The 26561-nt window shown below is 53.9% G+C and carries 30 protein-coding genes and 1 pseudogene; 12 read left to right on the top strand and 19 right to left on the bottom strand.

Annotation, left to right across the window (positions count from 1 at the left end):
• Positions 1-87: 87 nt before the first annotated feature.
• Complete coding sequence (locus HUE57_RS09905; RefSeq protein ID WP_078484978.1) at positions 88-1779, bottom strand: ABC-ATPase domain-containing protein; 1692 nt, start codon at positions 1777-1779, stop codon at positions 88-90.
• 116 nt (positions 1780-1895) lie between these two features.
• On the opposite strand from HUE57_RS09905, the gene HUE57_RS09900 reads away from it, so the two are divergent.
• Genes HUE57_RS09900 through HUE57_RS09890 form a run of 3 tightly spaced genes read left to right on the top strand, consistent with a single transcriptional unit; the run spans position 1896 to position 6383 of the window.
• Positions 1896-2096, top strand: coding sequence for a hypothetical protein (locus tag HUE57_RS09900; protein WP_078484979.1), 201 nt, complete (start codon positions 1896-1898; stop codon positions 2094-2096).
• Entirely contained in the window at positions 2086-5049 is a 2964-nt protein-coding gene (locus HUE57_RS09895) for a sensor histidine kinase (protein ID WP_078484980.1), read from the top strand. The genes HUE57_RS09900 and HUE57_RS09895 overlap by 11 nt, the downstream gene beginning before the upstream one ends.
• Before the next feature lie 2 nt (positions 5050-5051).
• The gene (locus HUE57_RS09890; protein ID WP_078484981.1) at positions 5052-6383 is read left to right on the top strand and encodes a sigma-54-dependent transcriptional regulator; all 1332 of its coding nucleotides are present in this window, start codon (positions 5052-5054) and stop codon (positions 6381-6383) included.
• Positions 6384-6451: 68 nt separating this feature from the next.
• Here the strand turns inward: HUE57_RS09890 and HUE57_RS09885 are convergent, their stop codons facing one another.
• The 4 genes from HUE57_RS09885 to HUE57_RS09870 all read right to left on the bottom strand — a co-directional run bounded on the left by HUE57_RS09885 (position 6452) and on the right by HUE57_RS09870 (position 9023).
• A complete protein-coding gene (locus HUE57_RS09885; RefSeq protein ID WP_078484982.1) occupies positions 6452-6868 on the bottom strand; it encodes an ester cyclase in 417 nt (138 codons plus the stop codon).
• A gap of 360 nt (positions 6869-7228) precedes the next feature.
• On the bottom strand, positions 7229-7612 hold the full coding sequence (locus tag HUE57_RS09880) for a YkgJ family cysteine cluster protein (protein WP_078485201.1): 384 nt from the start codon (positions 7610-7612) through the stop codon (positions 7229-7231).
• Positions 7613-7661: 49 nt separating this feature from the next.
• Positions 7662-8030, bottom strand: coding sequence for a hypothetical protein (locus tag HUE57_RS09875; RefSeq protein WP_236860569.1), 369 nt, complete (start codon positions 8028-8030; stop codon positions 7662-7664).
• A gap of 24 nt (positions 8031-8054) precedes the next feature.
• Positions 8055-9023, bottom strand: coding sequence for a GGDEF domain-containing protein (locus HUE57_RS09870; protein ID WP_078485199.1), 969 nt, complete (start codon positions 9021-9023; stop codon positions 8055-8057).
• A 365-nt stretch (positions 9024-9388) separates the two neighbouring features.
• Here HUE57_RS09870 and HUE57_RS09865 point away from each other — a divergent pair, with 365 nt between their 5' ends.
• From HUE57_RS09865 to HUE57_RS09855, 3 genes are all read left to right on the top strand, one after another.
• Positions 9389-10327, top strand: coding sequence for a molybdopterin-dependent oxidoreductase (locus tag HUE57_RS09865; RefSeq protein WP_174673095.1), 939 nt, complete (start codon positions 9389-9391; stop codon positions 10325-10327).
• The gene (locus tag HUE57_RS09860) at positions 10285-10422 is read left to right on the top strand and encodes a hypothetical protein (protein ID WP_174673094.1); all 138 of its coding nucleotides are present in this window, start codon (positions 10285-10287) and stop codon (positions 10420-10422) included. Before HUE57_RS09865 ends, HUE57_RS09860 begins: the two co-directional genes overlap by 43 nt.
• Positions 10423-10527: 105 nt before the next feature.
• Positions 10528-12018, top strand: a complete 1491-nt coding sequence (locus tag HUE57_RS09855) for a molybdopterin-containing oxidoreductase family protein (protein ID WP_174673093.1) — start codon at positions 10528-10530, stop codon at positions 12016-12018.
• Here the strand turns inward: HUE57_RS09855 and HUE57_RS09850 are convergent.
• The 8 genes from HUE57_RS09850 to HUE57_RS09810 form a co-directional block, all read right to left on the bottom strand.
• Complete coding sequence (locus tag HUE57_RS09850; protein WP_078485171.1) at positions 12005-12553, bottom strand: HPP family protein; 549 nt, start codon at positions 12551-12553, stop codon at positions 12005-12007. The genes HUE57_RS09855 and HUE57_RS09850 overlap by 14 nt on opposite strands.
• A gap of 215 nt (positions 12554-12768) precedes the next feature.
• Positions 12769-13371, bottom strand: a complete 603-nt coding sequence (locus HUE57_RS09845) for a hypothetical protein (protein WP_078485172.1) — start codon at positions 13369-13371, stop codon at positions 12769-12771.
• A 284-nt stretch (positions 13372-13655) separates the two neighbouring features.
• The gene (locus tag HUE57_RS09840; RefSeq protein ID WP_338140940.1) at positions 13656-14222 is read right to left on the bottom strand and encodes an MBL fold metallo-hydrolase; all 567 of its coding nucleotides are present in this window, start codon (positions 14220-14222) and stop codon (positions 13656-13658) included.
• Between the two features lie 349 nt (positions 14223-14571).
• The gene (arsJ, locus tag HUE57_RS09830) at positions 14572-15792 is read right to left on the bottom strand and encodes an organoarsenical effux MFS transporter ArsJ (RefSeq protein ID WP_078485059.1); all 1221 of its coding nucleotides are present in this window, start codon (positions 15790-15792) and stop codon (positions 14572-14574) included.
• A 2-nt stretch (positions 15793-15794) separates the two neighbouring features.
• Complete coding sequence (locus tag HUE57_RS09825) at positions 15795-16796, bottom strand: ArsJ-associated glyceraldehyde-3-phosphate dehydrogenase (protein WP_078485060.1); 1002 nt, start codon at positions 16794-16796, stop codon at positions 15795-15797.
• A 74-nt stretch (positions 16797-16870) separates the two neighbouring features.
• Positions 16871-17785, bottom strand: a complete 915-nt coding sequence (locus HUE57_RS09820; protein WP_078485061.1) for a sulfurtransferase — start codon at positions 17783-17785, stop codon at positions 16871-16873.
• Between the two features lie 50 nt (positions 17786-17835).
• Entirely contained in the window at positions 17836-18867 is a 1032-nt protein-coding gene (gene arsB, locus HUE57_RS09815) for an ACR3 family arsenite efflux transporter (RefSeq protein ID WP_174673741.1), read from the bottom strand.
• Positions 18868-18933: 66 nt separating this feature from the next.
• Entirely contained in the window at positions 18934-19281 is a 348-nt protein-coding gene (locus HUE57_RS09810; protein ID WP_078485062.1) for an ArsR/SmtB family transcription factor, read from the bottom strand.
• 210 nt (positions 19282-19491) lie between these two features.
• Between HUE57_RS09810 and HUE57_RS09805 the strand changes: the two genes are divergently transcribed.
• The 3 genes from HUE57_RS09805 to HUE57_RS09795 all read left to right on the top strand — a co-directional run bounded on the left by HUE57_RS09805 (position 19492) and on the right by HUE57_RS09795 (position 20723).
• Complete coding sequence (locus HUE57_RS09805) at positions 19492-19818, top strand: hypothetical protein (protein ID WP_174673090.1); 327 nt, start codon at positions 19492-19494, stop codon at positions 19816-19818.
• Positions 19779-20000, top strand: a complete 222-nt coding sequence (locus tag HUE57_RS09800; protein ID WP_174673089.1) for a hypothetical protein — start codon at positions 19779-19781, stop codon at positions 19998-20000. Before HUE57_RS09805 ends, HUE57_RS09800 begins: the two co-directional genes overlap by 40 nt.
• Positions 20001-20114: 114 nt before the next feature.
• A complete protein-coding gene (locus HUE57_RS09795) occupies positions 20115-20723 on the top strand; it encodes a hypothetical protein (protein ID WP_174673088.1) in 609 nt (202 codons plus the stop codon).
• Between the two features lie 41 nt (positions 20724-20764).
• Here the strand turns inward: HUE57_RS09795 and HUE57_RS09790 are convergent, their stop codons facing one another.
• Positions 20765-21445, bottom strand: coding sequence for a type 1 glutamine amidotransferase domain-containing protein (locus HUE57_RS09790; protein WP_078485067.1), 681 nt, complete (start codon positions 21443-21445; stop codon positions 20765-20767).
• A gap of 43 nt (positions 21446-21488) precedes the next feature.
• Here HUE57_RS09790 and HUE57_RS09785 point away from each other — a divergent pair, with 43 nt between their 5' ends.
• Positions 21489-21809: a hypothetical protein gene (locus HUE57_RS09785; protein WP_174673087.1), complete on the top strand. Its 321-nt coding sequence runs from the start codon at positions 21489-21491 to the stop codon at positions 21807-21809.
• Between the two features lie 190 nt (positions 21810-21999).
• On the opposite strand, the gene HUE57_RS09780 is transcribed toward HUE57_RS09785, so the two are convergent.
• The gene (locus HUE57_RS09780) at positions 22000-22248 is read right to left on the bottom strand and encodes a hypothetical protein (protein ID WP_078485064.1); all 249 of its coding nucleotides are present in this window, start codon (positions 22246-22248) and stop codon (positions 22000-22002) included.
• A gap of 84 nt (positions 22249-22332) precedes the next feature.
• Here HUE57_RS09780 and HUE57_RS09775 point away from each other — a divergent pair, with 84 nt between their 5' ends.
• On the top strand, positions 22333-22563 hold the full coding sequence (locus HUE57_RS09775) for a hypothetical protein (protein ID WP_174673086.1): 231 nt from the start codon (positions 22333-22335) through the stop codon (positions 22561-22563).
• 128 nt (positions 22564-22691) lie between these two features.
• Here HUE57_RS09775 and HUE57_RS09770 read toward each other — a convergent pair whose 3' ends face one another.
• Positions 22692-24827, bottom strand: coding sequence for a TonB-dependent receptor plug domain-containing protein (locus tag HUE57_RS09770; RefSeq protein WP_078485065.1), 2136 nt, complete (start codon positions 24825-24827; stop codon positions 22692-22694).
• A gap of 142 nt (positions 24828-24969) precedes the next feature.
• On the opposite strand from HUE57_RS09770, the gene HUE57_RS19950 reads away from it, so the two are divergent.
• Entirely contained in the window at positions 24970-25365 is a 396-nt protein-coding gene (locus HUE57_RS19950; protein WP_320416231.1) for a diguanylate cyclase domain-containing protein, read from the top strand.
• 5 nt (positions 25366-25370) lie between these two features.
• On the opposite strand, the gene HUE57_RS09760 is transcribed toward HUE57_RS19950, so the two are convergent.
• The 3 genes and pseudogenes from HUE57_RS09760 to HUE57_RS09750 all read right to left on the bottom strand — a co-directional run bounded on the left by HUE57_RS09760 (position 25371) and on the right by HUE57_RS09750 (position 26534).
• Positions 25371-25844 carry an IS3 family transposase gene (locus tag HUE57_RS09760; protein ID WP_272902035.1) on the bottom strand — a complete coding sequence of 158 codons (474 nt, stop codon included), beginning with the start codon at positions 25842-25844 and terminating at the stop codon, positions 25371-25373.
• Positions 25823-26062: pseudogene (locus HUE57_RS20270) on the bottom strand (IS3 family transposase); the annotation flags it as partial. The gene HUE57_RS09760 and the pseudogene HUE57_RS20270, both read right to left, overlap by 22 nt.
• 163 nt (positions 26063-26225) lie before the next feature.
• Positions 26226-26534, bottom strand: coding sequence for a transposase (locus tag HUE57_RS09750; RefSeq protein ID WP_174672767.1), 309 nt, complete (start codon positions 26532-26534; stop codon positions 26226-26228).
• Positions 26535-26561 lie beyond the last annotated feature (27 nt).

Genomic DNA, 26561 nt, shown 5'->3' with positions numbered 1-26561 from the left:
TAACCGCAAAGTAATAGTCATCCTCCGAATTAACTTCCCCGGATTGCGCTTTGCTCCATCCGGGCTACGGTTTTGTTGTCTATCACCTCAAGTTACCAACTCCAATCGACGCATGCGGTTAACCGTTGCCGCCAACTCCTGTAATCGTGGCAGTGCCAGTGTTCCGATGATATAGGGCGTCAATGCATCGAGCCCCTGTTGCTTAATCGTATTCAGGGCTTTATCTAACATCTCATTGAGATCGAGCTGCTCGCCAACCAGCTGCTGCTCGCAGTAACTCAACAGATAACCGATGGCACGTAGTTGTCCGTTATCGACTAGCTGTTCGACACGAGTCAGGTCGATCTCCTCTTCGCCATAGCGCAGACTCCGCACACCATAGGGCTGAATCTTCTCGCGTCCCTGTCGATTGTGCGGCGACAGTGACGCTCGTGTAGTGATTCGTGGTGAGCGTTGTTTGATTGGTAGTACCTCACCTTCGGTTTCGACCATCTCCACCGCCAGCGCCCTGGCATCGCCGGTGACATCACGCACCCGATAGTTATCCATCATGATGACGCGATCAGCGACACTGAAAAAGTCACCCGAGCCGCCCATCACCAGCACCACCGAGACGCCATTCTGCTGATAGAGATCTCGAATACGCTGCACCAGTGGCGTGATCGGTTCACGCTCCTTGGCGACCAGCGCCTGCATGCGCCGATCACGAATCATGAAGTTAGTGGCGGAGGTGTCCTCATCGATCAGCAGTGTTGAACAGTCGGTAGCCAACGCCTCCATAATCGCTGCCGCCTGAGAAGTACTGCCGCTACCATTGGCGGTGGTGAAACGCGCCGTATCCTTGCCCTGCGGCAGGTTGTTGATGAAGGGGGAGATATCGACACCGGTGATCGCCCGTCCATCCTCGGCACGCACCTTTACCGCATCGGCACGGCTCACTACCCGCTCGCGACCGTCACCGGGAATATGGTTATAGACACCGCGCTCAATCGCATGCAGCAGGGTCGATTTACCGTGGAAGCCACCGCCAACGATCAGCGTTACCCCCTCAGCAATGCCCATACCCACGATATCGGCTCCGTGGGGACGTGAGAGTGCCACGCGCATCGAATCGGGCGCCTCAAACAGCACCGCCTCCTCAAGCGGACGGTCATCGACACCTGTAGCACGCGGCAACCTCGAACCTTCGGCAACAAAGGCAACCAACCCCTTCTCGACAAGTTGATCTCGTAACGCCTGCTGATCCTCGACGCTATCGACATGCTGCTCAACAATCTCAAGCCTACCAAGCAGTGAGAAGAGTCCAGTCTCGACGACCTTTGGCAGCTCCTCGAAGAGCATCACCTGCGCCTCGCGTCCGTTCACGCGACGAGCATCGGCAGGCAGTGCCAGCTGGAACCTGACCTCTACGCTCCCCGCTCTCACCAGCACCGCATTCCGCTGCAGCACCTGTTGCCCGTAAGAGGCGATGGCGACCTCACCGCTACGTCCCGAGCCACGATGTCCCTTCACATGGTCTTTTATCGCTTCAGCAAAATGACGCCCCAGATAGTCCTCCAGAGCAATCGTACGGATGGCATTACTAAAGAGTCCGGCGGGGAGCGACATCTCATCTGCTTCAATCAGGATGCGACAGCGTGACGGTTCGGCGAAGGGGTCGCCCTGCACATGGTCAATGAATAGCTGGTAACGGGGAAAGGAGTAACATCCCTGCAACGACTTGTAGGCCTTGTAGCCACGTTGGTCGATCTCTTTGAGCTGCGTCTCTAGCTGTTGCATGCCTCTCGCCCTGCAGGATGTCGGTGGATATTTCCTCACATATTAGCAGCCAATGGGATCATAAAACCGCTCGCCGAAGTGTTACGTTAAGTAACAACTCCTGATAAGCTAGCGCCATGGATAGCCCCCCCGAAAATGAGCAGACGATCGACCGTGTCGTCATCATCTTTCTCTTCGTCCTCTTTCTGCTCATCTCGCCACTGCGTGATATCTGGGCGGCTGACGACAACCCCTGGTACGTCCCCTATCTGATCTGGCTGGCGATCATTTTTTTCGCCTACCGTCTGCAACGCAGGATGAGACGCGATGACCTTTGAGCTGTGGCAGCTCTTTCTGCTGATTGTCGCCTACCTGTTTATCCTGTTCGTCATTGCCTACAGCGCCGAACAGGGGTGGTTGCCGAGTCGCATCGCCAAGCATCCGCTCACCTACATCCTCTCGCTCGGTGTCTACGCTACCTCGTGGAGCTTCTACGGCAGCGTCGGCTTTGCCCACCAGCAGGGCTATAACTTTCTCACCATCTATATCGGTGTCACCCTCGCCTTTCTGCTCACCCCGATCCTACTGCGACCGATCCTCAACCTCTGTCGCGAATACCAGCTCACCTCGCTGGCCGATCTGTTCGCCTTTCGCTACCAGAGTCAGCTCGCCGGAGTGCTGGTCACCCTCTTCATGCTCACCGGCACCCTCCCCTACATCGCCCTGCAGGTACGTGCTGTCACCGAGTCGCTACAGGTCTTGAGCAATGAATCGACGCCGGTACTGATCGCCCCGATCTTCTGCGCCACCATGATCCTCTTCGCCGTGCTGTTCGGCGCACGCCACTTCTCCTCACGCGAGAAACACGAGGGGCTGGTGGTGGCGATCGCTTTCGAATCGCTGATCAAGCTGACTGCGCTGCTGGCAGTCGGACTGTTTGCCATCTTCGGCGTCTTCGACGGTTTCGAAGGGATGCAGCAGTGGCTGAATCGCAATCCACAGGCGCTCGAATCGCTCTACGCTCCGGTTCGTGAAGGGCCTTGGGGAACACTGTTGCTGCTCTCCTTCGCCGCCGCCTTCCTGCTGCCGCGCCAGTTTCACATGATCTTCACCGAGAACATCGAGCCACGCACACTCTGTAGCGCCAGCTGGGGCTTCCCGCTCTTTCTACTGCTTCTTAACCTTGCCATTCCACCGATCCTCTGGGCGGGACTACAGACCAGCCCCGACAGCTCGGCCGACTTCTACGTGTTGGCGATCACCCTCGAGAGCGGCAGCAAGTTTCTACCCATCCTCGCCTTCATCGGTGGTGTCTCCGCGGCCAGCGCGATGATCATCGTCACCACCCTGGCGCTGGCAGCGATGTGTATGAACCACCTGGTGCTACCCGCCAGTTTCCCGCCGCGTCTCTCACCCAACATGGATATCTACCGCTGGCTGCTGTGGGGGCGTCGTTTCCTGATCGCCGCCATCATCCTTACGGGTTTCGGTTTCTACCTGTTGCTAGAACGCAATCAGGGGCTGGTGCAGCTCGGCTTGATCTCCTTTATCGCCGTGGCGCAGTTCCTTCCCGGCATCGTCGGCCTCTTCTACTGGCGTCGCGCCACCCGTGATGGCTTTATCGCCGGTCTGCTCGGCGGCGGCCTGATCTGGGCCTACACCCTGCTGCTGCCGCTACTGGAGCGCTCTGGACTGCTCGAATCCTCCGGTGGCTTCACCCTGCCACAACCCGGCAGCGACCCCTGGAGCGGTCCCACCTTCTGGTCACTGACCATCAATACCGGGCTGTTTGTCTTCGTCTCACTCATCACCCGCTCCAGCGCCAAAGAGCGCGAGGCGGCTCAGGCTTGCTGCAAGAAGAGCCTCGCACCGCCCACTGGTGTGCTGCTGGCCGACTCGGTCAAAGAGGTTGAGCAGCAGCTGGCCCGTATCACCGGCGCGGAGATGGCCAAACATGAGGTCGACCGTGCCCTCACCGACCTGGGCCTGATCCACTCCGAGCTACACCGTGCTGATCTGCGCCGCCTGCGTGAGCGCATTGAGCGCAACCTCTCCGGTCTGGTCGGCCCACTGCTGGCACGCATGATTGTCGATGACCAACTGCAGATGGAGCCCCACACCCGCACGACGTTGGCCGATAGTGTGCAGTTCATCGAGGAGCAGCTGGGCGAGTCGAAGATGAAGCTGCAGGGGCTTGCCGCCGAACTCGATGGACTGCGCCGTTACCACCGGCAGGTACTGCAGGATCTACCGCTCGGGGTCTGTTCAATCGGTCCCGACATGAGCGTGATCAACTGGAACATAGAGATGAGCAAGCTCTCCGGTCTCTCCTCCTCGGGACTGGTCGGCGAATCGCTGCTGTCACTACCGGAACCTTGGTCGGGATTATTTGAGACCTTCCTGCAGAACCCCGAGCCACAGCTGCGTAAGGTGAAGCTGAGGATTGATGGCCAGCCGCGCCTGTTCAATCTGCACAAGGCGGCCATCGATGATCCGGGCCTGCACAAGGAGAGCGGCAGCGGTGGCACCGTTATTCTGCTCGAGGATCTAACCGAGATTCATCAGCTCGAGGGGGAACTGGTCCACAGCGAACGGCTCGCCTCGATCGGTCGTCTCGCTGCCGGTGTGGCACACGAGATCGGCAATCCGGTCACCGGTATCGCCAGCCTCAGCCAGAACATGATGCACGACATTGATGATCACGAATTTCAGCGCGAGGGGTTGGAGCTGATCCTGCAGCAGACCGGGCGTATCGCCAATATCGTGCAATCGCTGGTCAACTTCAGCCACGGCGGCACAGTGGATGATTTTGTCGCCACCGATATTGAGCTCTGTGACGCCATTGAAGAGGCGGTGCGACTGGTACAGCTCAGCCACGAGGGCAAGCAGCTCCACTATAACAACCACTGCCAGCGCGCCCTGACCATCAACGGTGACCGCCAGCGCATCACCCAGGTCTTCGTCAATCTGCTTAGTAACGCCTGCGACGCCTCGCAGCCGGGCGACACCATTAGCATCGACTACCAGATCGATGGCAGTTACATCGTTATCGAGCTGAGCGACCAGGGTCACGGCATCCCCGACGAGCTGGCAGAGAAGATTTTCGAGCCCTTCTTCACCACCAAGCAACCGGGCGAAGGGACTGGCCTGGGTCTACCGCTGGTCTACAGCATCGTGCAGGAGCACTCCGGCACCATTACTCTCAGCAAGAGCAACAGCAGCGGTAGTCTCTTTACCATTCGCCTACCGCGCGTTGAGCGCCCATCAGCCGATCACGAACCACAGGAGTAACCATGTATCAGATCCTGGTCATCGAAGATGAGGTACTGATTCGCCAATCACTCAATCGGTTGCTGGAACGCCACGACTACAAGGTCAGTGACGCCAGCTCAATCGATGAGGCGACGGCTAACAACACCCTTAACGATTTCGATCTAATCATCTCCGACCTGCGACTGCCAGGTGCCCCCGGTACTGATGTGCTCGGTATGGTCGAGAACGTACCGGTGGTGATCATGACCAGTTACGCCAGCGTGCGTTCAGCGGTCGAGGCGATGAAGCTCGGTGCGGTCGATTACATCGCCAAACCCTTTGATCACGACGAGCTGCTACTCACCATCGAGCGGGTACTGAAGCAGCGCACCCTGAAACGCCAGAATGCGGCACTGAAAAGCGACCTCTCCCACTGCTATCCCGTCGGCGGCATGATCGGCAGCTGTGAGGCGATGCAGGGGGTGTTTGAACGCATCAAGCGCGTCTCCCCCACCGACACCACCGTACTGGTACTCGGTGAGTCGGGCACCGGCAAGGAGCTGGTCGCACGCGCCGTACACGAGAACAGCACTCGTAGCGAAGCACCGATCATCACCGTTAACTGTGCCGCCATACCCGAGAACCTGATCGAATCAGAACTCTTCGGTCATGAAAAAGGGGCCTTCACTGGCGCAACCGATACCCACCACGGGCTGGTTGAAGCGGCCAACGGTGGCACCCTGTTCCTTGATGAGATCGGTGAGCTGCCGATGGAAGCCCAGGCCAGACTACTGCGTGTTCTGCAGGAGGGTGAGATTCGTCGGGTCGGTGCGACCCAGTCGCGCAACGTCGATGTACGCCTGATCGCTGCAACACATAGGGATCTGCAGCAGCAGGTGGATGACGGCAATTTCAGAAGTGACCTCTACTTCCGTCTGCATGTAATGGAGATCGAACTACCGGCGCTACGAGAACGCAGCAGCGATATCAACGAACTCGCTACCCGACTGCTGGAGAAGAGCTGCCAACGTCTCAACCGACCACAAATGCAGATGACCAGCGATGCTCTCGATGCAATGAACGGTTACCAGTGGCCCGGCAACGTGAGAGAGATGGAGAACGCCATCGAACGCGCTGTGATTCTCGCAGATGGCGAGGAGATCAACGCAGAGGCACTAGGCCTGGGCAATAGCGGCACTCAGAAACCACAGACCACCAAGGCAGATGACCTCTCCCTCGACGACTACTTCATCCAGTTCGTGCAGAGCCACGAGGGAAAAATGACCGAGACCGATCTGTCCAAGCAGTTGGGTATCAGTCGTAAAACACTTTGGGAGAGACGCCAGCGGTTGGGGATACCCAAGCAGCGCTAACTCATGAATAGCGTTATAAGTTGTTGCCAGATCTATCGGGGACACCTCATTGCCCCCCCCACTGATTGCTACTCCGCGGCAGGAATAGCTCCAAGCTGTTGCATCAAACCGAACATATCGAGACTAGACCAGTGCTCTACAATTTTCCCGTCCTCAAAGCGGTCAATGAGGACAGCTTCAAACTCTACCTTCTTGCCAGTTGGGGGAACGCCCTGGAAATCACCTTTGTGAGTACCACAGAAGCTAACACGGCTCACAACCTTCTCTCCTTCAGCTATCTGATCATTAAATATTTGGCGGAGATCGGGGAAGGCAGAATAGAATGCGACAACCAACTCTTTTACCTGATCACGACTTAGTGGAGGTACCCCAGGAAAATTCATTACCACCTGTGGCGCAACAAACTCCTCCATTCCAGCCCCATGCCCTTCATCCATTGTTTCACGGAAACGGCGAGCCAGAGCCTTATTTTCTTCTGTTGACATAGCTTATCCTAATAACATGTGGTTTCACTTTACGGTTATTTATCTACTCACGATTTAGTTAGATCCTACGCCAAATTATTTTCTTAACAAAAAACAAACCAACCGATTATGCATCGATTTTCCGTTAGAGTTAATCATTAATATTCTGGGTCAATGTAAAGTCTATTGAGGCAGGGTTGCGGGTTTGCAGAGTTACCGACGAGTCTGTACTTCGACCCAATTATTGTCGAATTGCTTGCTGATCAGGAAATCTGATATCAGTACTAAAACGAATTTATAGAAACGTCAGCGGCTGGGGAGACCCAACGACACGCCAAATAGAAACAACTATTAAACCAGACGGCTTCGACCCTACCTGCCTTACTTACAAGCGGGTCTGCTATCCGCCATAACTCTATCCAACGCCCTCTGCCCCTGTCGTGGTCGCGCAATGTCATGCGGCTCTAACATTTCACACTCATCCTTGACCATCTGTTCGATAGTCACCGGGTAGTACTTGCAATCATCAGGGCGGGCCTCATAGATGTCGCAGCTATATTTGTTCTGATTAGGCAGCTTATTGAGCCAGGGACAGAGAGTCAGCTGCTCGCCCGTATCGGGGTTTACCCAGATAGCCCCATCACGAACATATCGATAGATGTCAGGCCTGAACTCGGACCAGAATTCGATCTCATCTTCTGAAGCAGAGAGACCACCATTACTGTAGTTAATGCAGCACTTACCGCACTGATTACACCCTTTCACGATCAGACTATTTCCGATTGTTTGGTTGGCATATACCGTCCATCCCGATCTAATTTGTTAGACGACTCTGCTCATCGACCAACCAACAGAGCGCCTCATCTCGTCCGGAAAATATCTTTAACTTCCACTCATCATTACGCGGATAGGATGCCAGGGTTTCTGTAGCGACCTTTGTAACTCGGCTATAAGCCACAACAGCCATCACATTGATCTCTTTAATTGTCGCTATCTCCAATTGAGCCTGGAAATCGTAGGTATATGAGTTGATCTTGTTAATCAGCAGTGAAAAAGGTGCCTTTAGGTGCGACAGCAAAAACTCATGGTATTGATGCACCATATCCATATCTATCTCTACACCGTCATTAATCATTACTTCAGCAATGTCATCCTGAAGAATAATAATTTTTGCAAACGGCAACTCATACAAATCCATACTTCACTCTCATTTATTGTAAAACACGACTCGATCACGCCCACTCGACTTGGCCTGGTAGAGCGCCCTGTCGGCAATGGCGATACCCTCTCTGTCCTGACCACCTCCGTTAGTGGTGGTCACTCCAATAGAGATACTAATTCCGGGCAGTCGATTGCCATCCTCTCCCTTGATCGATAGCTCACCAATCGCTTGACGGATTCGTTCGGCACCGGCGACTGCATCATCCTTACCCGTCTCTGGTAGCAACACCAGAAACTCTTCACCGCCGTATCGCACTGCTGAGTCGGTGGGACGAATGTGATTGATGATGGTTGCTGCGACCATTCGTAGCGCCTCATCCCCGGCAAGATGGCCGTAGCTGTCGTTGTAGTTCTTAAAGTGGTCGATGTCGAGCAACATCAGCCCCATTGAACTGTTGCCAGTCATTGAACGTTCGACCAGACGCGGCAACATCTCATCGAGCCAACGTCGATTGAAAAGCCCAGTCAAGAAGTCGATGCGAGAACTCTCCTCACAGCGACGCTGGAGTAGTAGCGATTCTCCCAGGCTGTCGTTGTCGTTACGCACCCTTGATGAGAGCGTATGCAGCAGGTTACGGGCAAAGATGTGCGAGCGATTGATCAGACGCCAGACATCTTCTCGCTTGATCGCCATCAGCATGGTGGGTTGATCGGCGACCACATGGGCCGCGCTACCCTTCTCATCAAGCACTGAGAGCTCACCCACACAGCCTCCGGCTGTCAGCTCAGTGATGGCGATCTTCCCCTCAACCTCCAGCTCAACGCGCACACTCCCCTCGAAGATGAGATAGAAGCGTTTATTCTCCTCGCCTGTCTCAAGCAGGACATCTCCCGACTGCAGACGACGCTCCTCCATACTATCGAGCAGCCACTCAACAGCGGCCGGGCTCTCACCACGGAGCAGCTCATGCTCCACCAGCTGCTCGGCGTTAATACTGATTAAACTATTTGCCACAACGGCTCTCCGTCACACACCAGAAACCCCACTGCTCCGGCTGCGACCATTCGCAGTTGTATGAATCGATAACTGGAAATCCTGAAATAGCCACACCGCCAGTCCCAGAGCACGAGGAAGACGGCTGACCGTTTTGAGAAGAGATATCCATCTGCATTTAGCTTCCTGCTGCTGGAGTGGTAAGAAACCGCCCTCTTGGCGTTTCTGGCTAGAGTCTTACACACGCCCCATAAAATCAAGACGTTGCACTATTTTCGGGCATCAATCCATTCCTACCTCCTACTGACTACCCATTCAGTGGCGGTCACAAATATGGTGGCAGGTGTAAGAATCTTCTCTTATTAGAACGGGAAAAATAGCGCAGCATGGAAGAGAGAGTTCCCGGCTACTGTGCACTCTGTATATCGCACTGTGGCTGTACATCGATCGTGGAGGATGGTCGCCTAACGGCGGTCGAGCCCGATCCTGCCCATCCAACTGGTAGCGCAATCTGCATCAAGGCAATGGCCGCACCCGACCTGGTCTACAGCTCTGAGCGCCTCACAAGCCCGTTGCGACGCACCACCCCTAAAGGGGATGACAATCCCAACTGGGAAGCGATCTCCTGGGATGAGGCGCTGACAGAGATCTCAAGCCGCGTTAACGCACAGGCCGCAGCCGATGGTCCGGAGTCGGTCGCCTTCTCAGTGACGACACCCAGCGGTACTGCCATCGCTGATAGCTTTCCCTGGGTTAACCGCCTCGCCCACGCCTTCGGCTCACCCAATACCGTCTTTGCCACCGAGAACTGCAACTGGCATAAGGACTTTATGCCGCAGCACACCTTCGGCACACCACTTGGCATGCCCGACTACGAACTGAGCGGCTGCATCCTGTTGTGGGGATTTAACCCCTCCACTAGCTGGCTTGCCCAGGCACGGGCGATAAAAACCGCACGAAAGAACGGCACCAAACTGATTGTGGTCGATCCACGCAGTGCTGGATTTGGCAAGGGTGCCGATCAGTGGCTGCGGGTTCGCCCTGGCAGCGACGGCATTCTGGCAATGGCACTGGCCAGCATGCTGATCGAGAACGGCTGGTTTGATCGTGAGTTTATCCGCGACTGGAGCAACGGCCCCTTTCTGATCCGTGATGATAACGACCGTTTTCTGTCGGGGAGTCGCTATTTTTGCGGAAGCATGTTTTGGGCATCAAGCCCAAGCAAGCGGCAAATACTTAACGCGACCGTTTATGCCTGCGGCGCTCGACCGTCCTGCGTTCGTTGCGTAATCACCTCTTCGCGGCTCTACACACTCCCTCAGTGACTCTACGCCGACATAAAGCCGCTGCTGCATCTTCTCGTCGTTCGCTCGCGCTCTCAACTACGAATAGGCAGACGGCGTCGACTATCGCGGACTAACCGCCTTCGCTTCGCTATCCATGGCGGTCAGCGACCGAAGCGGACCTGATCGCAGGTGGCTCGGCCGAAAGCTATGTCGCCTGGAACAGCACCCTGGATCGGCCAGTGCTCTACGACACCGAGAGCGCCACCTATAGAGATCCCGAGGGCCGGATTGGCCTCAGTGGTAATCACACTATTGCAACCATTCATGGCGAGCTCCACTGCCGCACCGCCTTCCAGCGCTATAGCGAAACCTGCCGCGAATACTCAGGCCCTGAGATTGAAACGGTGACGGGCGTATCGCCCACACAGCTCTACGAAACGGCCAAACTGATTCATCAATACGGTCCGCTCAGCTACTACACCTGGACAGGCACCGCACAGAACACCCAGGCAACCCAGACCGGGCGTGCCATGGCACTGCTCTACGCCCTGACGGGCGCGCTTGACGCCGCTGGAGGAAACACCCAGTTTGAGCGCCCACAGCTCAACAATGTTTTTGGCCACGAGCTGCTCTCCGAGACTCAGCGCGGGAAGACACTAGGACTCGACGAACGACCACTGGGACCTGGCACCATGGGCTGGATCTCATCGCGTGATCTCTACAGCGCTATCAGCGACGGCTCACCCTATCCAGTAAAGGCACTGATCAGCTTCGGTGCCAACCCGCTACTCACCAAACCGGCTCCCCACGCCGCCGACGCGGCGCTGCGCAAACTCGACTTCCACGTCCACTGCGACCTCTTTATGAATCCAAGCGCGGCCAATGCCGACATCGTGCTACCAGTCTGCTCTGCATGGGAGCGTGAGGGACTCAACGCCGGTTTTCAGATCTCACAGCAGGCGGAGGCATATATTCAGCTCCGCCCTGCCGTTGTCGAACCACGTGGCGACTCGCGCAGCGATGAATGGATCGTCTTCGAACTGGCCAAGCACCTCGGCCTCGGCGAACAGTTCTTCAACGGTGATCACGAAGCGGCACTACGCCACCAGCTCGAGCCGAGCGGTGTAACTCTGGAGGCGCTACGCGAAGCCCCACGAGGTATTCCGCTGCCACTCAGAACCCACTACCGGAAATATCGTCACCAGGGTTTCAACACACCCTCTCGACGCATCGAACTCTACTCACAGGTGTTTCTCGATAGCGGCTACCCTCCGTTGCCAGAGTTCATCGTGGAACCGGCCAAAAACAGCTACTACCCACTGCTGCTCACCTCGGCAAAAACGGTTCAATACTGTCACAGCCAGCAGCGCAATCTACCGCTGCTGAGAAAGAGCATGCCGAGGCCCCTGATCGACATCCATCCCAACACCGCCAATGTTTTTGGTATCGCCGAGCATGACGAGGTGGTGGTCACCACTGATGAGGGAGTAATGAATGCAGAGGCACGTTTTAACAGCAGCCTGGCGCCCGACGTGCTCTGCTCACAGTACGGCTGGTGGCAGGCATGCAACCAGCTTGGAATAAAAGGGTACGCGATTGAAGGGCGCGAGAATGGAAACTACAACAACCTAATCAGCGATAAACGGATCGACCCGATCAGCAGCTCCAACACCCTGCGTCACAGCTACTGCAAAATAAAGCGGCGAGCTGAGGCGACTACTCCTCAATAATCTCCAGCTCTTCGTCCGTTTCGTTTTTCACCTCAAACGGGTTCTCCTCACGCAGCGAGGCGATTGCCATCGCTATTGAGAGCAGAATAATCGCATTGAGAAACACAGGAATAATAACGAAGGCGTAACCGAGCGAGTGTACACTCGCACCACCCACCACCGCCGTGATCGCTGTAGCGCCACCCGGCGGATGCATGCAGTGCAGCTGATGCATAAAGAGCATCGCCATCGGGATCGAGAGCGAGGCAGCCAGAAGCTCATTAGGGACCAGAAAGTAGCAACTCATCCCAACAAAGGCGGAGACCAGATGACCACCGACCAGATTCCACGGTTGTGAAACGGGGCTAAAGGGGAAGGAGAAGAGCAGAATTGCAGAGGCACCAGTCGAGGCGAGAATCATTGGCATATCATCGGCCTCAAGGATCACACTGGAGACAAACGAGGCGATAGCCGTACCGATAAAGGCACCCACCAGCGAGATCATAAACTCTCGCTCGCTCATCACCCGGTGCAGCCCGATTATTCTTTTAAGCATTGATCCTGACCTAATTTATTTAGATCAGAGTACCACAGCACGGCGACGCATCACCCATACGAGTGGCATCACTTGAATCAGACGCTCTCCCTGCCAAACAGGAACACATCACAAGAACCAGACACCTTGATAATCAAGACAACGTACAACGATTGCCAGTACCTGGGAAAGCTAGCGTGAAGCGGAACCACACAATACCCATACCGACATTATTGCTAGGCATTATTCTTTGGATACACCGATTTCCTGATCACATCAGGATCAATCTCTTTTACCGACGAAAGCTCTTTTATCAAAGAGTCTGTTTCTGACATCATGCCATCAAACATCGCATAAACATCCTTGTTAAAATCCCTATGATTTAATATTTCCAACTCCACAAGCTTTAATTGATTCAATAAATTATTAGTCACGTGCAATGCGCTATGCATAGTCGCAAGATATATTTCCTTTTTTTTATTTTCTATTTCAGCTTCATATTTTATTTTCAACATCCGCTCTTGACTGGCTGCCCACTTAATAGCCAATAGCGCCGTTACCCAGATCACAAACAACGCCAACACCCTATTTGTAACCACCTTCCATAACTCGCCCTCTTGAGGTGAGAAATAGAACCCAACCAGAGTTAGCATTGAACATATAAAAGCAAACAAAATCACATATTTATTATTTCGAAACCAGAGTGCGATCAGAATAACGGCGGCGTATGGAACCCCACCCGCCACACCTAGAGGCAAATTAACATCAATCACAAAAATCGCAGCCATTATAAAAAAACCAAATAACAACAGCGAAACAGATTGATTTATTGATTTCATTTTTATTATTTACCCCAAGTCATTTATCATTGCATACATCACTGTTGTTAGACTTGTGAACGCCTGGGAACTGGGAACCGGGAAGAAAATCCGAATGGAATGTAATTTGATGTCATCTGATTTCGAACTCCATCTCTCTTCTACTTCCTTCGCCTGGGCTTGTTATGGTTTCCTGATTCAGCCCTTCTTGTTCGAATAGCGTGTTACAGCTTTCCTACAAAATCAAGTCATTACTGTTCCTTTATCCGATCTTCCCTTGGACATGACGACAATTTCCCTTACCGCTACTCAAACTCCATCTGTGCGAAAACACCTTGAGCATTTCGGCGCGCAATAAGATCAAACACCTTGAGATGACTGAAACGGGACTGATCGATCTCTACGGCTGCGTAAATATCACCACCCTCTTCGATCACCTTGGCGATCTCACCACGGAGAAAGGTTAGATAGTCGTAGGTATCGGCTCGCGCCTGTGCGGGTGTCGCCAGATGGCCGTGGCCGGGAATAATGTGTACGGGCTCATAACTCATCATGGCCTCGAAGACCTCCACCCAGCTGCCTGTATCCTGTGCTGGCCCAGGGCCTAGCAGGCGTTCGGTGTAGACGATATCGCCACTGAAGACAATCCGTTGCGAGGGCATCCAGACAAAGATATCACCAACGGTGTGGGCCGGGCCTGCGTAGACCAGTTCAAAATCGAGGCCACCAAACTTGAGTAACTTTATCGGTAAATGTCTCGTCGGCGTAGTACTCCTGGTGCCTTCAAGTTTGTCACCCACCAGTTGATCGAGCATATTAAAGTAGGTACTGGTACGCGCACGGTGATCGGCAACCGCCGCCTCTGAGGCGATGATGTGTGCGCCACGCTCCTTGAAGTAGCTATTACCCAGCCAACGGTGATCCTGCCCACCACTATTGATAACAATCTTGACCGACTTGTCGGTAATGGTACGAATAGCACGATCAAGCTGTGCGGCCCCTTGATAGGTACCCCCGGATCAACCAGCAACACACCCTCATCGGTGACCACCACGCCGAAGGTCGCGTTATTGGCCAGGTTCTCTGGATTACGTTGACTGAGTTCGCCGACGATAGCGTAGACGTTGTCGCTGACCTTCTGTATCTCCAATGCATACTCGGCGTGACTCATGGAACTCATCAGTAGCAGCAGAGCGGCCATCATCTTAGACATTAATCTATTCATCCATTTACCTTTTCACTATTTGCAGTTATTTCGGGCAGGCCAATCGAGATAAGCGCTGCCAGCAAGACGAATCCACTCGACCACCAGAGGCACCCCTCCAGTCCCTGTGTTTGATAGAGCCAACCAGAGAGCACAGTACCGATCAATCGCCCCCCGGCATTAGCCATATAGTAGAAGCCAACATTCATCGCCACCTTATCGTGGTCTGAGTAGGCCAGAATCAGATAGGAGTGCACCGCCGAGTTGAGCGCGAAGAGCACTCCGAACAGAATCAAACCACCAACAATAACCGGCTCGGCAGGCAGACCATAGATCAGTCCCAACGCAATCGCAGCCGGGAAGATCGCCAGGGCAAAGGCCAGCAGACGTGCGGTGCCTCCATCGGGACCACGTCCGTGGTGACTCTGTCGAATCAGTCTGGGTGCAGAGGCCTGTACGACGCCATAGCCGATCACCCAGAGCGCCATAAAGGTGCCAATCCGGGTAAAGGACCAGCCGAGCACTTCAAAGAGAAACAGCGGCAACGCCACAACAAACCAGATATCACGCGAACCGAAGAGGAAGAAACGTGCCGCCGAGAGCCAGTTGATTGCCACGACCCTCGAGAAGACCTGGCTGAATTTTGGTTTCGACCTCATCTTGCCGACACCACTCGGCAGTAGCATTGCGGTGATGATCAGCACCACCAACAGCATTGCAGCGAGAAGCGTCAGTGCACCACGAAAACCGAGCCACTCCAGCAGCACCGCCCCAACAAAGAAGCCGCCCCCCTTGAGCGCATTTTTCGAGCCGGTCAGTACCGCCACCCATCTGAACAGGCTCTGCTCCCCTCCCCCGTCGGTCATAACCTTGACCGATGCCTTGGCGGACATCTTGTTGAGATCCTTGGCGATACCGGAGAGCGCCTGAGCGGCCATCACATAGGGGACCGAGAGCCATACATCGGGCACGGTGAGCAGCGCCAACGCTACCACCTGCATTCCCATACCGATATGCATGGTGAGATTGAGACCGATACGCGCACCGAGCCAGCCACCAACCAGATTGGTGACGATGCCGAAGAACTCATAGAAGAGGAACAGCATCGCCACTTCAAGCGGCGAGTAACCGAGCTGGTGGAAGTAGAGCACCACCAACATACGGATGGCACCATCGGTGACGGTGAAGGCCCAGTAGCCTGCGGTGACCGTCAGATAGTTACGCAGGCCCTGTTCCACTGTTAGAGGCTCTGAGCGACCTTGGCGGCCAGCTCCATCATGCGATTCACATAGCCCCACTCATTGTCGTACCAGGCGTAGATCTTCACCTGGGTTCCATCGATCACCATGGTTGAGAGTGCATCGACAATCGATGAGCGTGGATCGTTCACATAGTCGATCGAAACCAGCGGGCGCTCCTCATATCCGAGAATCCCTTTCAGCTCACCCTCGGCCGCTGCCTTGAAATAGCCGTTGACCTCCTCGGCGGTGACAGGGCGTTCCGCTTCGAAGACAAAGTCGGTGAGCGAGGCGTTGAGCAGCGGTACACGTACCGCATGACCATTCAGCCTCCCCTGCAACTCGGGGAAGATCTTGGTGATCGCCTTGGCCGAACCGGTCGAGGTGGGGATCAGCGAGCTGCCGCAGGCACGGGCACGACGTAGATCCTTGTGCCCCTTATCGACGATGGTCTGAGTGTTGGTAATGTCGTGAATGGTGGTCATGCAGCCATGTTTGATACCGATCTTTTCGTGCATCACCTTGACCACCGGCGCGAGGCAGTTGGTGGTGCAGGAGGCGGCTGTGATCAGATGATGCTGTTCTGGATCGTACTGATCGTCATTGATGCCGTAGACGATATTCAGTGCCCCCTCGGTGGGGGCGGCAACGATCACCTTCTTCACACCCTGATCGAAGTAGGCGTTGAGTAACTCGGGTTGCTTGTGGTGTTTACCGGTCGCCTCGATGACGATGTCACAGTCGGACCAATCGGTATCACCGATAGTCGCATTACTGCTATGGGCGATCGATTGCCCATCGACAATCATCTGCCCATCCCGCTCTACACTGTCACGATCCCAGGTACCGTGCACTGAATCGAACTTGAGCAGGTGCGCCGAACCCTCTGCATCGGTGGTGATCTCATTTACACGCACCACATCGAAGTCACAGCAATCCCAACCTGCACGCAGACCCAAACGCCCCATACGGCCAAAGCCGTTAATCCCAACACGAACACTCATGACAAGCTTCTCTACCTCTGGACCTTAGCCGCTCGATTAAATCGACACTTACACTTAACTAGCCAAACTGGCGATCAAAGATCGTAATCACCGCTATAGGGTTTATCGCCCTCAACCACCGGCAGGGTCAGACGGTTACCCCAATGTGACCAGCCACCGTTGTAGAGCTTGACGTTGTTATAACCGAGGCGTTTTAGCTGCGCATAGGCTAGCGACATCCGGAAACCATCGTGGCAGTAGGCGTAGATCGTCTTATCCTTGGGAATGGCGCTATACATCGCCGCCAGCTCCTCATCGCTGCGCCACTTCTGCGAGCTGGTGCCATCGAGGCTAACGATATTGATTGCACCCGGAATGTGACCCGCCATGATTGAGTGTTTGATCTCTTCGCCGGTGTACATCTTTTTCGGACGTGCATCGAGTAGCACCACATTGGCATCACGGCGTGAAACCACATCATCGTAGACATCGTCCCACTCGACAAACATCGACTCATTAGCAGGCTTGAGCGTGACGTTACCGGGCTTGGGCGTAACGGCCTCTGTAGAGAGATCGTTAAAGGCGCTCCACTCAACGGTTCCGCCATTAAGAATCTTCACCTGCGACATATTGAAGCCATAGAGCTCGAGCAGATAGTAAACACGGGTTGTCAGTGCGGTGCTTGAGTCGTCATACATCACAACGGTGGAGTCGTCGTTAATACCCCACTCGCGCAGCGTCGCCTGGAACACCTCGCGTGATGGAAAGCGCATCAGTGGCAATGCATCGTTATCGCCCAGATCCTTAAAACGCTGCACCTGAACTGCACCCTCGATGTGGCCGACGGTGTAGTAGCGATGCGGGTGGTAACGCACCTCCAATACCACCATATTTTCATCCTCGATATGATCTTCCAGCCATGAGGATTCGACCAGAAAATCGGATGATGCATAGAGCGAAGATGCGCCAAGCATCATTAAAAGCACAAATATTCTGGATATAAATTTCATTTAAAACTCCTCACCTGGGCAATTTGCCCAATCAATAAAACATCAAATAGTTACGCACGTTGCGGACGCTCATACCAACCCTTACTCGAGTTGACGATCCTCACCACCGATAACATCACCGGAACCTCAATCAACACACCGACCACCGTGGCCAATGCAGCGCCTGAGTTAATACCGAACAGACTGATGGCAGCGGCCACCGCCAGTTCAAAAAAGTTACTGGCACCGATCAGTGCCGATGGTCCTGCTACTGCATGATCGACCTTGAGCTGTCGATTAAGCAGATAGGCAAGCCCCGAATTGAAATAGACCTGGATCAGGATGGGCACCGAGAGCAGCGCGATAATCGTCGGCTGGGCGAGAATCTGCTCACCCTGGAAACCAAACAGCAGCACCAAGGTAGCAAGCAGCGCCGAGAGCGAGACGGGATGCAGACGTTTAAGTGTCGCCTCAAGCGCTGCCTCCCCCCCCCTGGCCAGTAACGCGCGTCGCCACCACTGCGCTACCACCACCGGAATGACGATATAGAGTGCAACCGAGAGAAACAGCGTCATCCACGGAACGACAATCGCAGAGAGGCCGAGCAGCAGACCGACAATCGGCGCAAAGGCAAAGATCATAATGGTGTCGTTGAGCGCCACCTGACTCAGGGTGAAGTGCGGCTCACCACGGGCCAGATGACTCCAGACAAAGACCATCGCCGTGCAGGGTGCTGCTGCGAGCAGAATCAGACCAGCAATATAACTATCATGCTGATCAGCCGGCAGCCAATCGGAAAACACACCTCGTATAAATAACCAGCCCAGCAGTGCCATCGAGAATGGTTTTACCGCCCAGTTAACAAACAGTGTGACACCGATCCCTTTCCAGTGATTTTTCACTGTGTGCAGTGCCGCAAAGTCGATCTTGAGCAGCATCGGGATGATCATCAGCCAGATCAGTAGCGCGACGGGCAGATTAACGCTCGCAACCTCCATAGCACCGACCTGTGCAAACAGCGCAGGAAAGAGATGGCCGAATCCAATGCCTACGACGATGCAGATAAAGACCCACAGGGTGAGATAGCGCTCAAAGCGCCCCATCTCAGCACCCGCCGCTGACTTTGCAACCGTTTCACACTGAACTGACATCTAGCTATTACCCATTCGTTAGCTTGCACACTTCTCGACCGCACCCTTGGCCATGATCTCAATCAGCTCAGCATCACTCACATAGGGTTCATCGGCTGCAACACCCCTGGCCGCTGTTGCCATCACCTCGATGCACCATTCGGGTAACGCCGGATTAATCCGGTAGTAGACCCAGAGCCCCTCTTTACGGTCTGCGACCACGCCGCTCTTTCGTAACGTGGCCAGGTGGTGCGACACCTTCGGCTGCGGCAGCTTGAGCACCTCGGTCAATTCACAGACGCAGAGCTCCTGCTGCTTGATCAGCAGAATGAGACAACGCAACCGTGTTGGGTCCGAAAGAGATTTGAAGAGTTGGTTGGCATCCATATCGACTAATCACTATATCTAGAATAATAGATATGAATACTACATCTACATTCATAGATATAGCAACAAGGATGTTCTTAGGGATTTCCCTGCCAATCACGGTGAATCAGAACGGCCATCCACCCGGAGAACACCCATAGTAACTGGGTACAATGATCGGTATGAGTCGATTAGACTCAACCATAAGTGACAGGAAAAAAGAGCAGCACCGTGGCAAGCTTCTGGAAACAACTTTGGCAGCGCGTTGACCCCGACCTGGTTCCGACCATTGAGCGAGTGTTTGATCTTGTCGAGCCAAAGTTGAGGCTATTCAGCGACTATCAGAAGCGCCTGCAGGAGCCTGTCAGGAGTGCACTGGCCTATGCAGGCGAACTCAATAATCAGCTATCCACCGAAGCCGAGATCAACCTTGAAGAGTTCACCTCCGATCCCTTTATTCACGCCCTGTTCGCTCGTCCCGAAAATATAAAATCGGGGAGTCGCTATTTTGCGGAAGCTTGTTTTGGGCATCAAGCCCAAGCAAGCGGCAAATACTAACGCGACCGTTTATGCCTACGGCGCCCCGACCGTCCTGCGTACGTTGCGTAATCACCTCTTCGCGGCTCTACACAACTCCCTCAGTGACTCTACGCCGACATAAAGCCGCTGCTGCATCTTTCCGTCGTTCGCTCACGCTCTCAACTACGAATAGGCAGACGGCGTCGACTATCGGGGACTAACCGCCTTCGCTTCGCTATCCATGGCGGTCAGCGAATGCGATTGGTGGCAGTCGTGATGTACAGCAATACATCAAAGAGCAAAGCAGCAACAGCGGTGAAACGATCTACGCCCTGATGGGCATGCGTTACTCCGAAAAAAACTTCATCGGTAATCAGACCACTCATCATGGCACGGTGAGTGATGTACTACAGACAGCCGCAATCTTCTCTGATCACACCCTCACCTGCCTGGCAGCAAACCCAACAACACTAGCTCAGAACATCTGCGACCACTTCGTCGACAGCCTCTTTATGCAGATTAAGACAGACATAACAGAGCGCGAGGCGGAACGACGCGAACGGGAGACAGCCCAGCAGGTGCTAGCGAGCCGAATACGTTCGAATAAAGTTGAGAACATGCACAACGCCGAGCACGAGCTACTCGAGATAGAGCTGCGACTTACCGACCTCAATCATCTACTCAACTATGAAAACCGCTTTGAGCTAATTGCCAAAACAATCGAATCAGCTGCAGAGCATCTAAAGCTGACCGAACATCAGATCGACATCGATGCACGCGGCGTTCTACGTGACAGCAACCACCGCCTCGCAGGGCACTTCGCCCTCCATGAACTCGACGCACGCGACGACCGGCGCTGGTTTATTCACAAGGTCTCCATCAACGCTGAACATGCCAAGGCCCTTACACATGGAGGCGAGAAGAAACGCTGGATGCTGATATAACCAGCGAGGCGGCACACACCTGCAGCCAATCAGACTTCACACTACCGATCCAATAAGGTCAGCACCGCTTTGGCGGCCTGCTCTGATGATGCTGGGTTCTGCCCAGTAATCAGATTTCCATCTGTAATAGCATAGGGAGTCCAGTCATCCCCTTTTGAGTAGTTGCCACCCTTCCCTTTCAACTCATCCTCAAGCAGAAACGGAACAACCTCAGTGAGCAGCACTGCAGCCTCTTCACTGTTACTAAAACCGGTCACAGACTTACCCTCTAGCAGCGCGGCACCATCCGCTGTCTTGGTATGCCGCAGCACTGCAGGTGCATGACAAACAGCGGCTACAGGCTTACCGGCAGCATACATAGACTCAATCATGGCGATTGAATTTTTATCCTCGGCCAAATCCCACAGCGGCCCATGACCTCCTGGATAGAAGACGGCATCAAAATCGTCTGGCGAGAGTTCTATCAGCTTTGATGTTGTGGCCAGTGCGGTCTGCGCACCCTCATCAGCATCAAAACGCGCAGTTGCCACCGTTTGAAAATCGGGCTCACTGCTTTTTGGATCGAGCGGTGGTTTGCCGCCATTGGGCGAAGCCAGCGTTATCTCAGCCCCGACATCTTTGAAGACATAGTAGGGGGCAGCAAACTCTTCGAGCCAGAAACCTGTTTTATAACCCGTGTCACCGAGTTGATCGTGTGAGGTCAGTACCATGAGAATTTTCAATTTATCCATCCTTGTAAAACAGCTAATCGGGGAGTCGCTATTTTTGCGGAAGCTTGTTTTGGGCGTCCAAGCCCAAGCAAGCGGCAAATACTTAACGCGACCGTTTATGCCTACGGCGCCCCGACCGTCCTGCGTTCGTTGCCTAATCACCTCTTCGCGGCTCTACACAACTCCCTCAGTGACTCTACGCCGACATAAAGCCGCTGCTGCATCTTCTTCGTCGTTCGCTCGCGCTCTCAACTACGAATATGCAGACGGCGTCGACTATCGCGGACTAACCGCCTTCGCTTCGCTATCCATGGCGGTCAGCGAACGTCTGTGTTTGTGTGGAATATCACGACTAGAACGTGCATCTTGCTTATAACGTTAGAACAGTAAAGCACAACCCTCAAGAGTCTGTTAGAGGCAGCGGACAAGATGCTCTACGATGCAAAAGAAAATGGTCGCAATTGAGTCATTGGCGGCACCCTCTGTCACGATAAACGTGTGGTTTGGGTCGGACATGAAAGCGCGGTGTAATCCTCAGTAAACCGTCAGTTCCTACACTCATTGCTTCACTGGATACCGATCGAATTATTGGGATTGACCTCGTAATACTCATTAATGCTGAATTGACCCAGATTACCTTCAACAAACTTTTTAACCGCAGCCACCGATTCGGCTTCCCAGAGACAGTTGCCCTTGGCGCCATCCTGATTTGGAAATGAGTAGAGCAGTTTAATATCGGGGGGAATTACAAAGCTTGATGCCTTTTCCCAGAAGGCGTTTGAATCACTTATTTCGTGTCGGATCGCTACATACATGGAGGGCCTCCTTCGATGTATCGCGTCAATTGAAATAATGGATCAAGAGTATAGTTCTTCATAGCCAATACGCCATTGAAGAAGATGAAAATACCGGGAGTCGCTATTTTTGCGAAAGTTTGTTTTGGGCATCCAAGCCCAAGCAAACAGCAAAAACTTCACGCGACCGTTTATGCCTGCGGCGCCCCGACGTCCTGCGTTCGTTGCGTAATCACCTCTTCGCGGCTCTACACAACTCCCTCAGTGACTCTACGCCGACATACAGCCGCTGCTGCATCTTCTCCGTCGTTCGCTCGCGCTCTCAACTACGAATAGGCAGACGGCGTCGACTATCGGGGACTAACCGCCCTCACTTCGCTCTCCATGGCGGTCAGCGTACGCCGAGAGTTATCGGAAAAGACGGGGGTTCTGCGACAAATAGAACTACTTTCTACCGTACTATTTTATAGACTTGCCCGCAGCTCCAGCCAGAGGCTACGCCCTTCCTGTGGATAGTCGTTAGGGATACTGGTGGGTCCTGGCTCGCGGACATCTTGATCAAACAGGTTATTGACCTTCAGACCCAGATCAAAATGGTCAAAGATATTATCGCGACGCAGCACCAGATTGGTTAGTGCATAACTGTCGATCTCATCACGTGTATCACCCGCGGCACGCTTACGATCGGCCACCCAATGGAGCTGACCGTTGAGCAGCCAATTAGGTGCAAAACGCCAGTTCATACCGGCAAAGGCCTGGTGCCCCGGCGCATCGGGGACACGATCACCGGTTACCGTATCAGTTGCACGCTGAACCGCTACATTCCCCAGCAAATCTAAACGATTAGTCACATGCCAGAGCGCCTCGATCTCTACGCCGTGCGCCTCCTGATCACGTGCGTTCTGTGCCGTGGATCGCCCACCCGGCAGACCATCGTCATCAACCAGCTCGATCAGCCCCTCTATCTCGTAGTAGTAGATGTTGAGACGGGTGCTGAAACGGTCGCTCGGCTGGTAGTCGAAGACCAGCTCATAGGTATCGATCGTCTCGGATGCGAGATCGGGATTGCCGAGTGCAACCGGATTGTTCTGCGCGTAGAGATCGCTGAAGCTGGGAGCGCGAAAGGCGCTGCCGTAGAGAAGCTTGGTGGTCAGCGCCTGGGTACTGTTCCAGACCAGTGAGACCCTCGGATTGGTGGTGGAACCGACATCAGAGTAGTGGTCGTAGCGGATACCGGCGGTGAGCATCCAGTCACGCGCCACTGCCCACTCATCCTGTATTGAGGTATAGAGCACACAGCGGTCGACGTCGGGCATGTAGTTGGTGCTGAGTCCGGTGGTATCGGTCAGGGTATCGTCGATTGGTGAGACGGTTCCGTCGATCACCCCGGGGCCGAAGTTCGACTTGGAGCGCGCCTCGAAATCCTCATGCTTGCCACCGATATTGATACGCCAGGTATGTTTATCCCAACCGGTATAAAGCGTCGTTAGATCGAAGCGATTGGTGATTTCGGTCCGTCCCGGCGTGCCGATATAGCCATCAGTGAAGTCGACCATTCCTACCGGAGTAAAAAGATCGAGGTTACCGTCGGCACCGATCGGCAGTAGCGCACCGGCGGGGAAGACACTCAGGTTAATGTCGTTTTGCGAGTAGTGGATACCGTAAGTTAGATCGAGTGACCAGTACTGTGCCCATGCATCGTCATGGTAGTTGATATCGAAGATGTACTGATCGGTATCCATGTAACCGTCGTGATCGAGCGTGTTGGCCACACCGGCCCCCTGACCCGTGTCACGCTGGTGAAGGGTTGAGAGATGACTTTTCCAATGCCCCTTTGAGAGAGTGAAATCGGAGCTCAGCACCTCATAACGAGTGTCGAGCGGTCCGGGTGCCTGTGAAGCGGTAGTACCGAACAGAGTGTCAAAGATGGTCTGGGTATCGGCATCAACAATTCGACCATCATCACCATCATTGTGGGAGTACTGCACCGTGGCCGCCAGACCAAGCCCACCCTCTGAGACGCGACCGAACTGCCCCCAGATATCCTGGTAATCGAACGAGCCGCCGCGCACACCTACCTCCCCCCCATCGATATCGTCAGGGTCTTTGGTGATGATGTTGATCACGCCCGAGAAGGCATCAGCGCCGTATACAGCGGATCCGGGTCCGCGAATCACCTCGATCCGCTCCACCGCTTCAAGTGGGAAGTGTTGCCCCGTAACCGGTTTGCGTGACAGCAGCTCATGCGTCTCCTGGCCATTACGGAGGATCAGCACCTGTGGATTAAGCCGGGTATGGATACCACGAATAGAGACGATCGATGCCTGAGTAGCACTGCTGATATGCAAACCCGGCAGATGTTCCAACGCCTGCTGCAGCGTGGTCGCCCCCATCGCCTTGATATCTTCTTTAGTGATAACGGATGCGACTGCCGGAGCCTTGGATATCGCCACCGGCGTACCGGTCGCGATGCTGATCAGCTCCTCATCACCAAACATCCCCAGCAACATCGCCTCGTCCACATCGAGCTCAGCCGCAATCGCACTGCTTGCAACGAATAGTGAGCTGGTTAACAGGGCTGTGGAGGCTTTTTTCATCATGGCGATTCTTAGCGACCCATTGGTTAGGGAGATCAACAGGCGAAAGGAGATCAGTCGCCTGCCTCCTTGCACGATTCACATGTAATCGAATCTGCGAACCATTCTCGCTGCCCCGCACCCTGCCGTCAAATCGAGTCTTGTATTGAGCAGGCATACAAAAGGGCCAGGAATCACCCGGCCCGTCAGTAGTTGCCCCACCTTTTGGGCGACGCCACTTTTCGAGACAAGAGGTCGGCTTAGACTTCAGTTGCAAGCTTGCACACAGCCCACATTCCTCTTATTGGATATTTTCTTAGGGTTTGGTAGCAGATTGGGAGACAGTCAATGTCTTGCATTGTTTGGACCATTGCAACAACCACGGAGCCATCCTGCTCTTGACCTAGACCAATTTAAGATTCATAACGACACCAAAGGATATGACGTCGGCGACATGCTACTAATTGAAGCTGCTCACCGATTACTTGCGAGTGTGCGCGCCGGGAGACAAGGGGTATCAAGGACTAAGTTTCATCTGAGGCTCCCCCGGTTTAACGGATGAATTAATTAAGAGGCACACTTTGCCTCGTATTCTGCAGGACTTACATACCCCAAGTACGAGTGACGCCTGCGTCTGTTATAAAAGACTTCGATGTATTCAAACAGACTCTGCTTTGCTTCCTGTTTGGTTTTGTAATCTTCGTAATCTACCAGTTCGGTCTTAAGTGTACCGAAGAAACTTTCCGCCACCGCATTATCCAGGCATTCACCTTTACGGCTCATGCTGCAGCGTAATGAGCTCTCTTTCAACAGCCTCTGGTAGTCACCTGAAGCATAGGTGCTGCCCTGGTCTGAGTGCACAACTACAGACTCTACTCGGCCTCTTCGCCAGATAGCCATCGTGAGTGCGTCCTTCACCAGTAGAGTGTTATTATTGTTGCTCATAGCCCAGCCAATGACATGCCTTGAATAGAGATCAATGATGACGGCCAGATAAAGCCACCCTTGCCGCGTCGGTATCAAGGTGGTGTCAGAGACCAGGCTTTATCAGGTCTTTCCACATCAAACTCTCGCTTAAGCAGATCTGGCGCGGGCTGCATCGTGTTCTTTGAGTTAGTCGTTATGACAAACTTTCTAGCCATCTTAGATGCAATGTCATTTGCCCTCATCAGTCTGGCCACACGATTAACACCAACACGTTCTCCCATCTCTTGCAGATCTTTATGGATGCGAGGCGATCCATAGATCTGCCGACTTGCCTGTGAAACAGCTTTATTTTAGCGGTGAGCTGGCGATCCTCAATGGAGCGCTTGCTTTCAGGTCGGTTGCACCATGAATAGTAGCCATTCACTGATACATCAAGCGCATGACAGAGCCGTATAATTCGATGCTTTGTGCTGAGCGATTGAATAAAGGCGTACTTCACTTGAGATCCCTCGCAAAGTACGCGGCGGCTTTTTTTAGGATTTCAAGCTCCTCTTTCAGCCGTTCATTCTCTTGGCGAAGGGTGGTGACTTCGCTTTGATCCTGCTTCTTTGGCCTTCCCGGACCTTCAAAGGCTTTGTTTCCTTTGTTGGATAACTGCTCTTTCCATTTGTAGAGTTGATTACGCCGAATACCAAGCTCCATAGCGATATCAGTGGCTGGTCTATCAGACTCATCCATCAGGCGAACCGCTTCTAATTTGAACTCTTTGGTGTAGGTCTTATATGGCTTGCGTTTTCTAGTCATTTGGATACTCCTATTGCGACATTGTCG

The organism is Candidatus Reidiella endopervernicosa (assembly GCF_013343005.1).
GTDB lineage: Bacteria > Pseudomonadota > Gammaproteobacteria.
Note: the sequence above shows the minus strand (reverse complement) of the source record. Positions and strands in the feature narration are given on the sequence as shown.

Bases quoted from the DNA above. Each gene is read 5' to 3' on its own strand.
- arsB (WP_174673741.1), bottom strand. From the start codon at position 18,867: ATGGGGCGCTTTGAGCGCTATCTCACCCTGTGGGTCTTTATCTGCATC.
- HUE57_RS09895 (WP_078484980.1), top strand. From the start codon at position 2,086: ATGACCTTTGAGCTGTGGCAGCTCTTTCTGCTGATTGTCGCCTACCTG.
- HUE57_RS09820 (WP_078485061.1), bottom strand. From the start codon at position 17,785: ATGAAATTTATATCCAGAATATTTGTGCTTTTAATGATGCTTGGCGCA.
- HUE57_RS09865 (WP_174673095.1), top strand. From the start codon at position 9,389: ATGGAAGAGAGAGTTCCCGGCTACTGTGCACTCTGTATATCGCACTGT.
- HUE57_RS09890 (WP_078484981.1), top strand. From the start codon at position 5,052: ATGTATCAGATCCTGGTCATCGAAGATGAGGTACTGATTCGCCAATCA.
- HUE57_RS09900 (WP_078484979.1), top strand. From the start codon at position 1,896: ATGGATAGCCCCCCCGAAAATGAGCAGACGATCGACCGTGTCGTCATC.
- HUE57_RS09795 (WP_174673088.1), top strand. From the start codon at position 20,115: ATGGGCATGCGTTACTCCGAAAAAAACTTCATCGGTAATCAGACCACT.
- HUE57_RS09885 (WP_078484982.1), bottom strand. From the start codon at position 6,868: ATGTCAACAGAAGAAAATAAGGCTCTGGCTCGCCGTTTCCGTGAAACA.
- HUE57_RS09775 (WP_174673086.1), top strand. From the start codon at position 22,333: ATGAAAATACCGGGAGTCGCTATTTTTGCGAAAGTTTGTTTTGGGCAT.
- HUE57_RS09770 (WP_078485065.1), bottom strand. From the start codon at position 24,827: ATGATGAAAAAAGCCTCCACAGCCCTGTTAACCAGCTCACTATTCGTT.
- HUE57_RS09845 (WP_078485172.1), bottom strand. From the start codon at position 13,371: ATGAAATCAATAAATCAATCTGTTTCGCTGTTGTTATTTGGTTTTTTT.
- HUE57_RS09750 (WP_174672767.1), bottom strand. From the start codon at position 26,534: ATGACTAGAAAACGCAAGCCATATAAGACCTACACCAAAGAGTTCAAA.
- HUE57_RS09850 (WP_078485171.1), bottom strand. From the start codon at position 12,553: ATGCTTAAAAGAATAATCGGGCTGCACCGGGTGATGAGCGAGCGAGAG.
- HUE57_RS09780 (WP_078485064.1), bottom strand. From the start codon at position 22,248: ATGTATGTAGCGATCCGACACGAAATAAGTGATTCAAACGCCTTCTGG.
- HUE57_RS09905 (WP_078484978.1), bottom strand. From the start codon at position 1,779: ATGCAACAGCTAGAGACGCAGCTCAAAGAGATCGACCAACGTGGCTAC.
- HUE57_RS09810 (WP_078485062.1), bottom strand. From the start codon at position 19,281: ATGGATGCCAACCAACTCTTCAAATCTCTTTCGGACCCAACACGGTTG.
- HUE57_RS09825 (WP_078485060.1), bottom strand. From the start codon at position 16,796: ATGAGTGTTCGTGTTGGGATTAACGGCTTTGGCCGTATGGGGCGTTTG.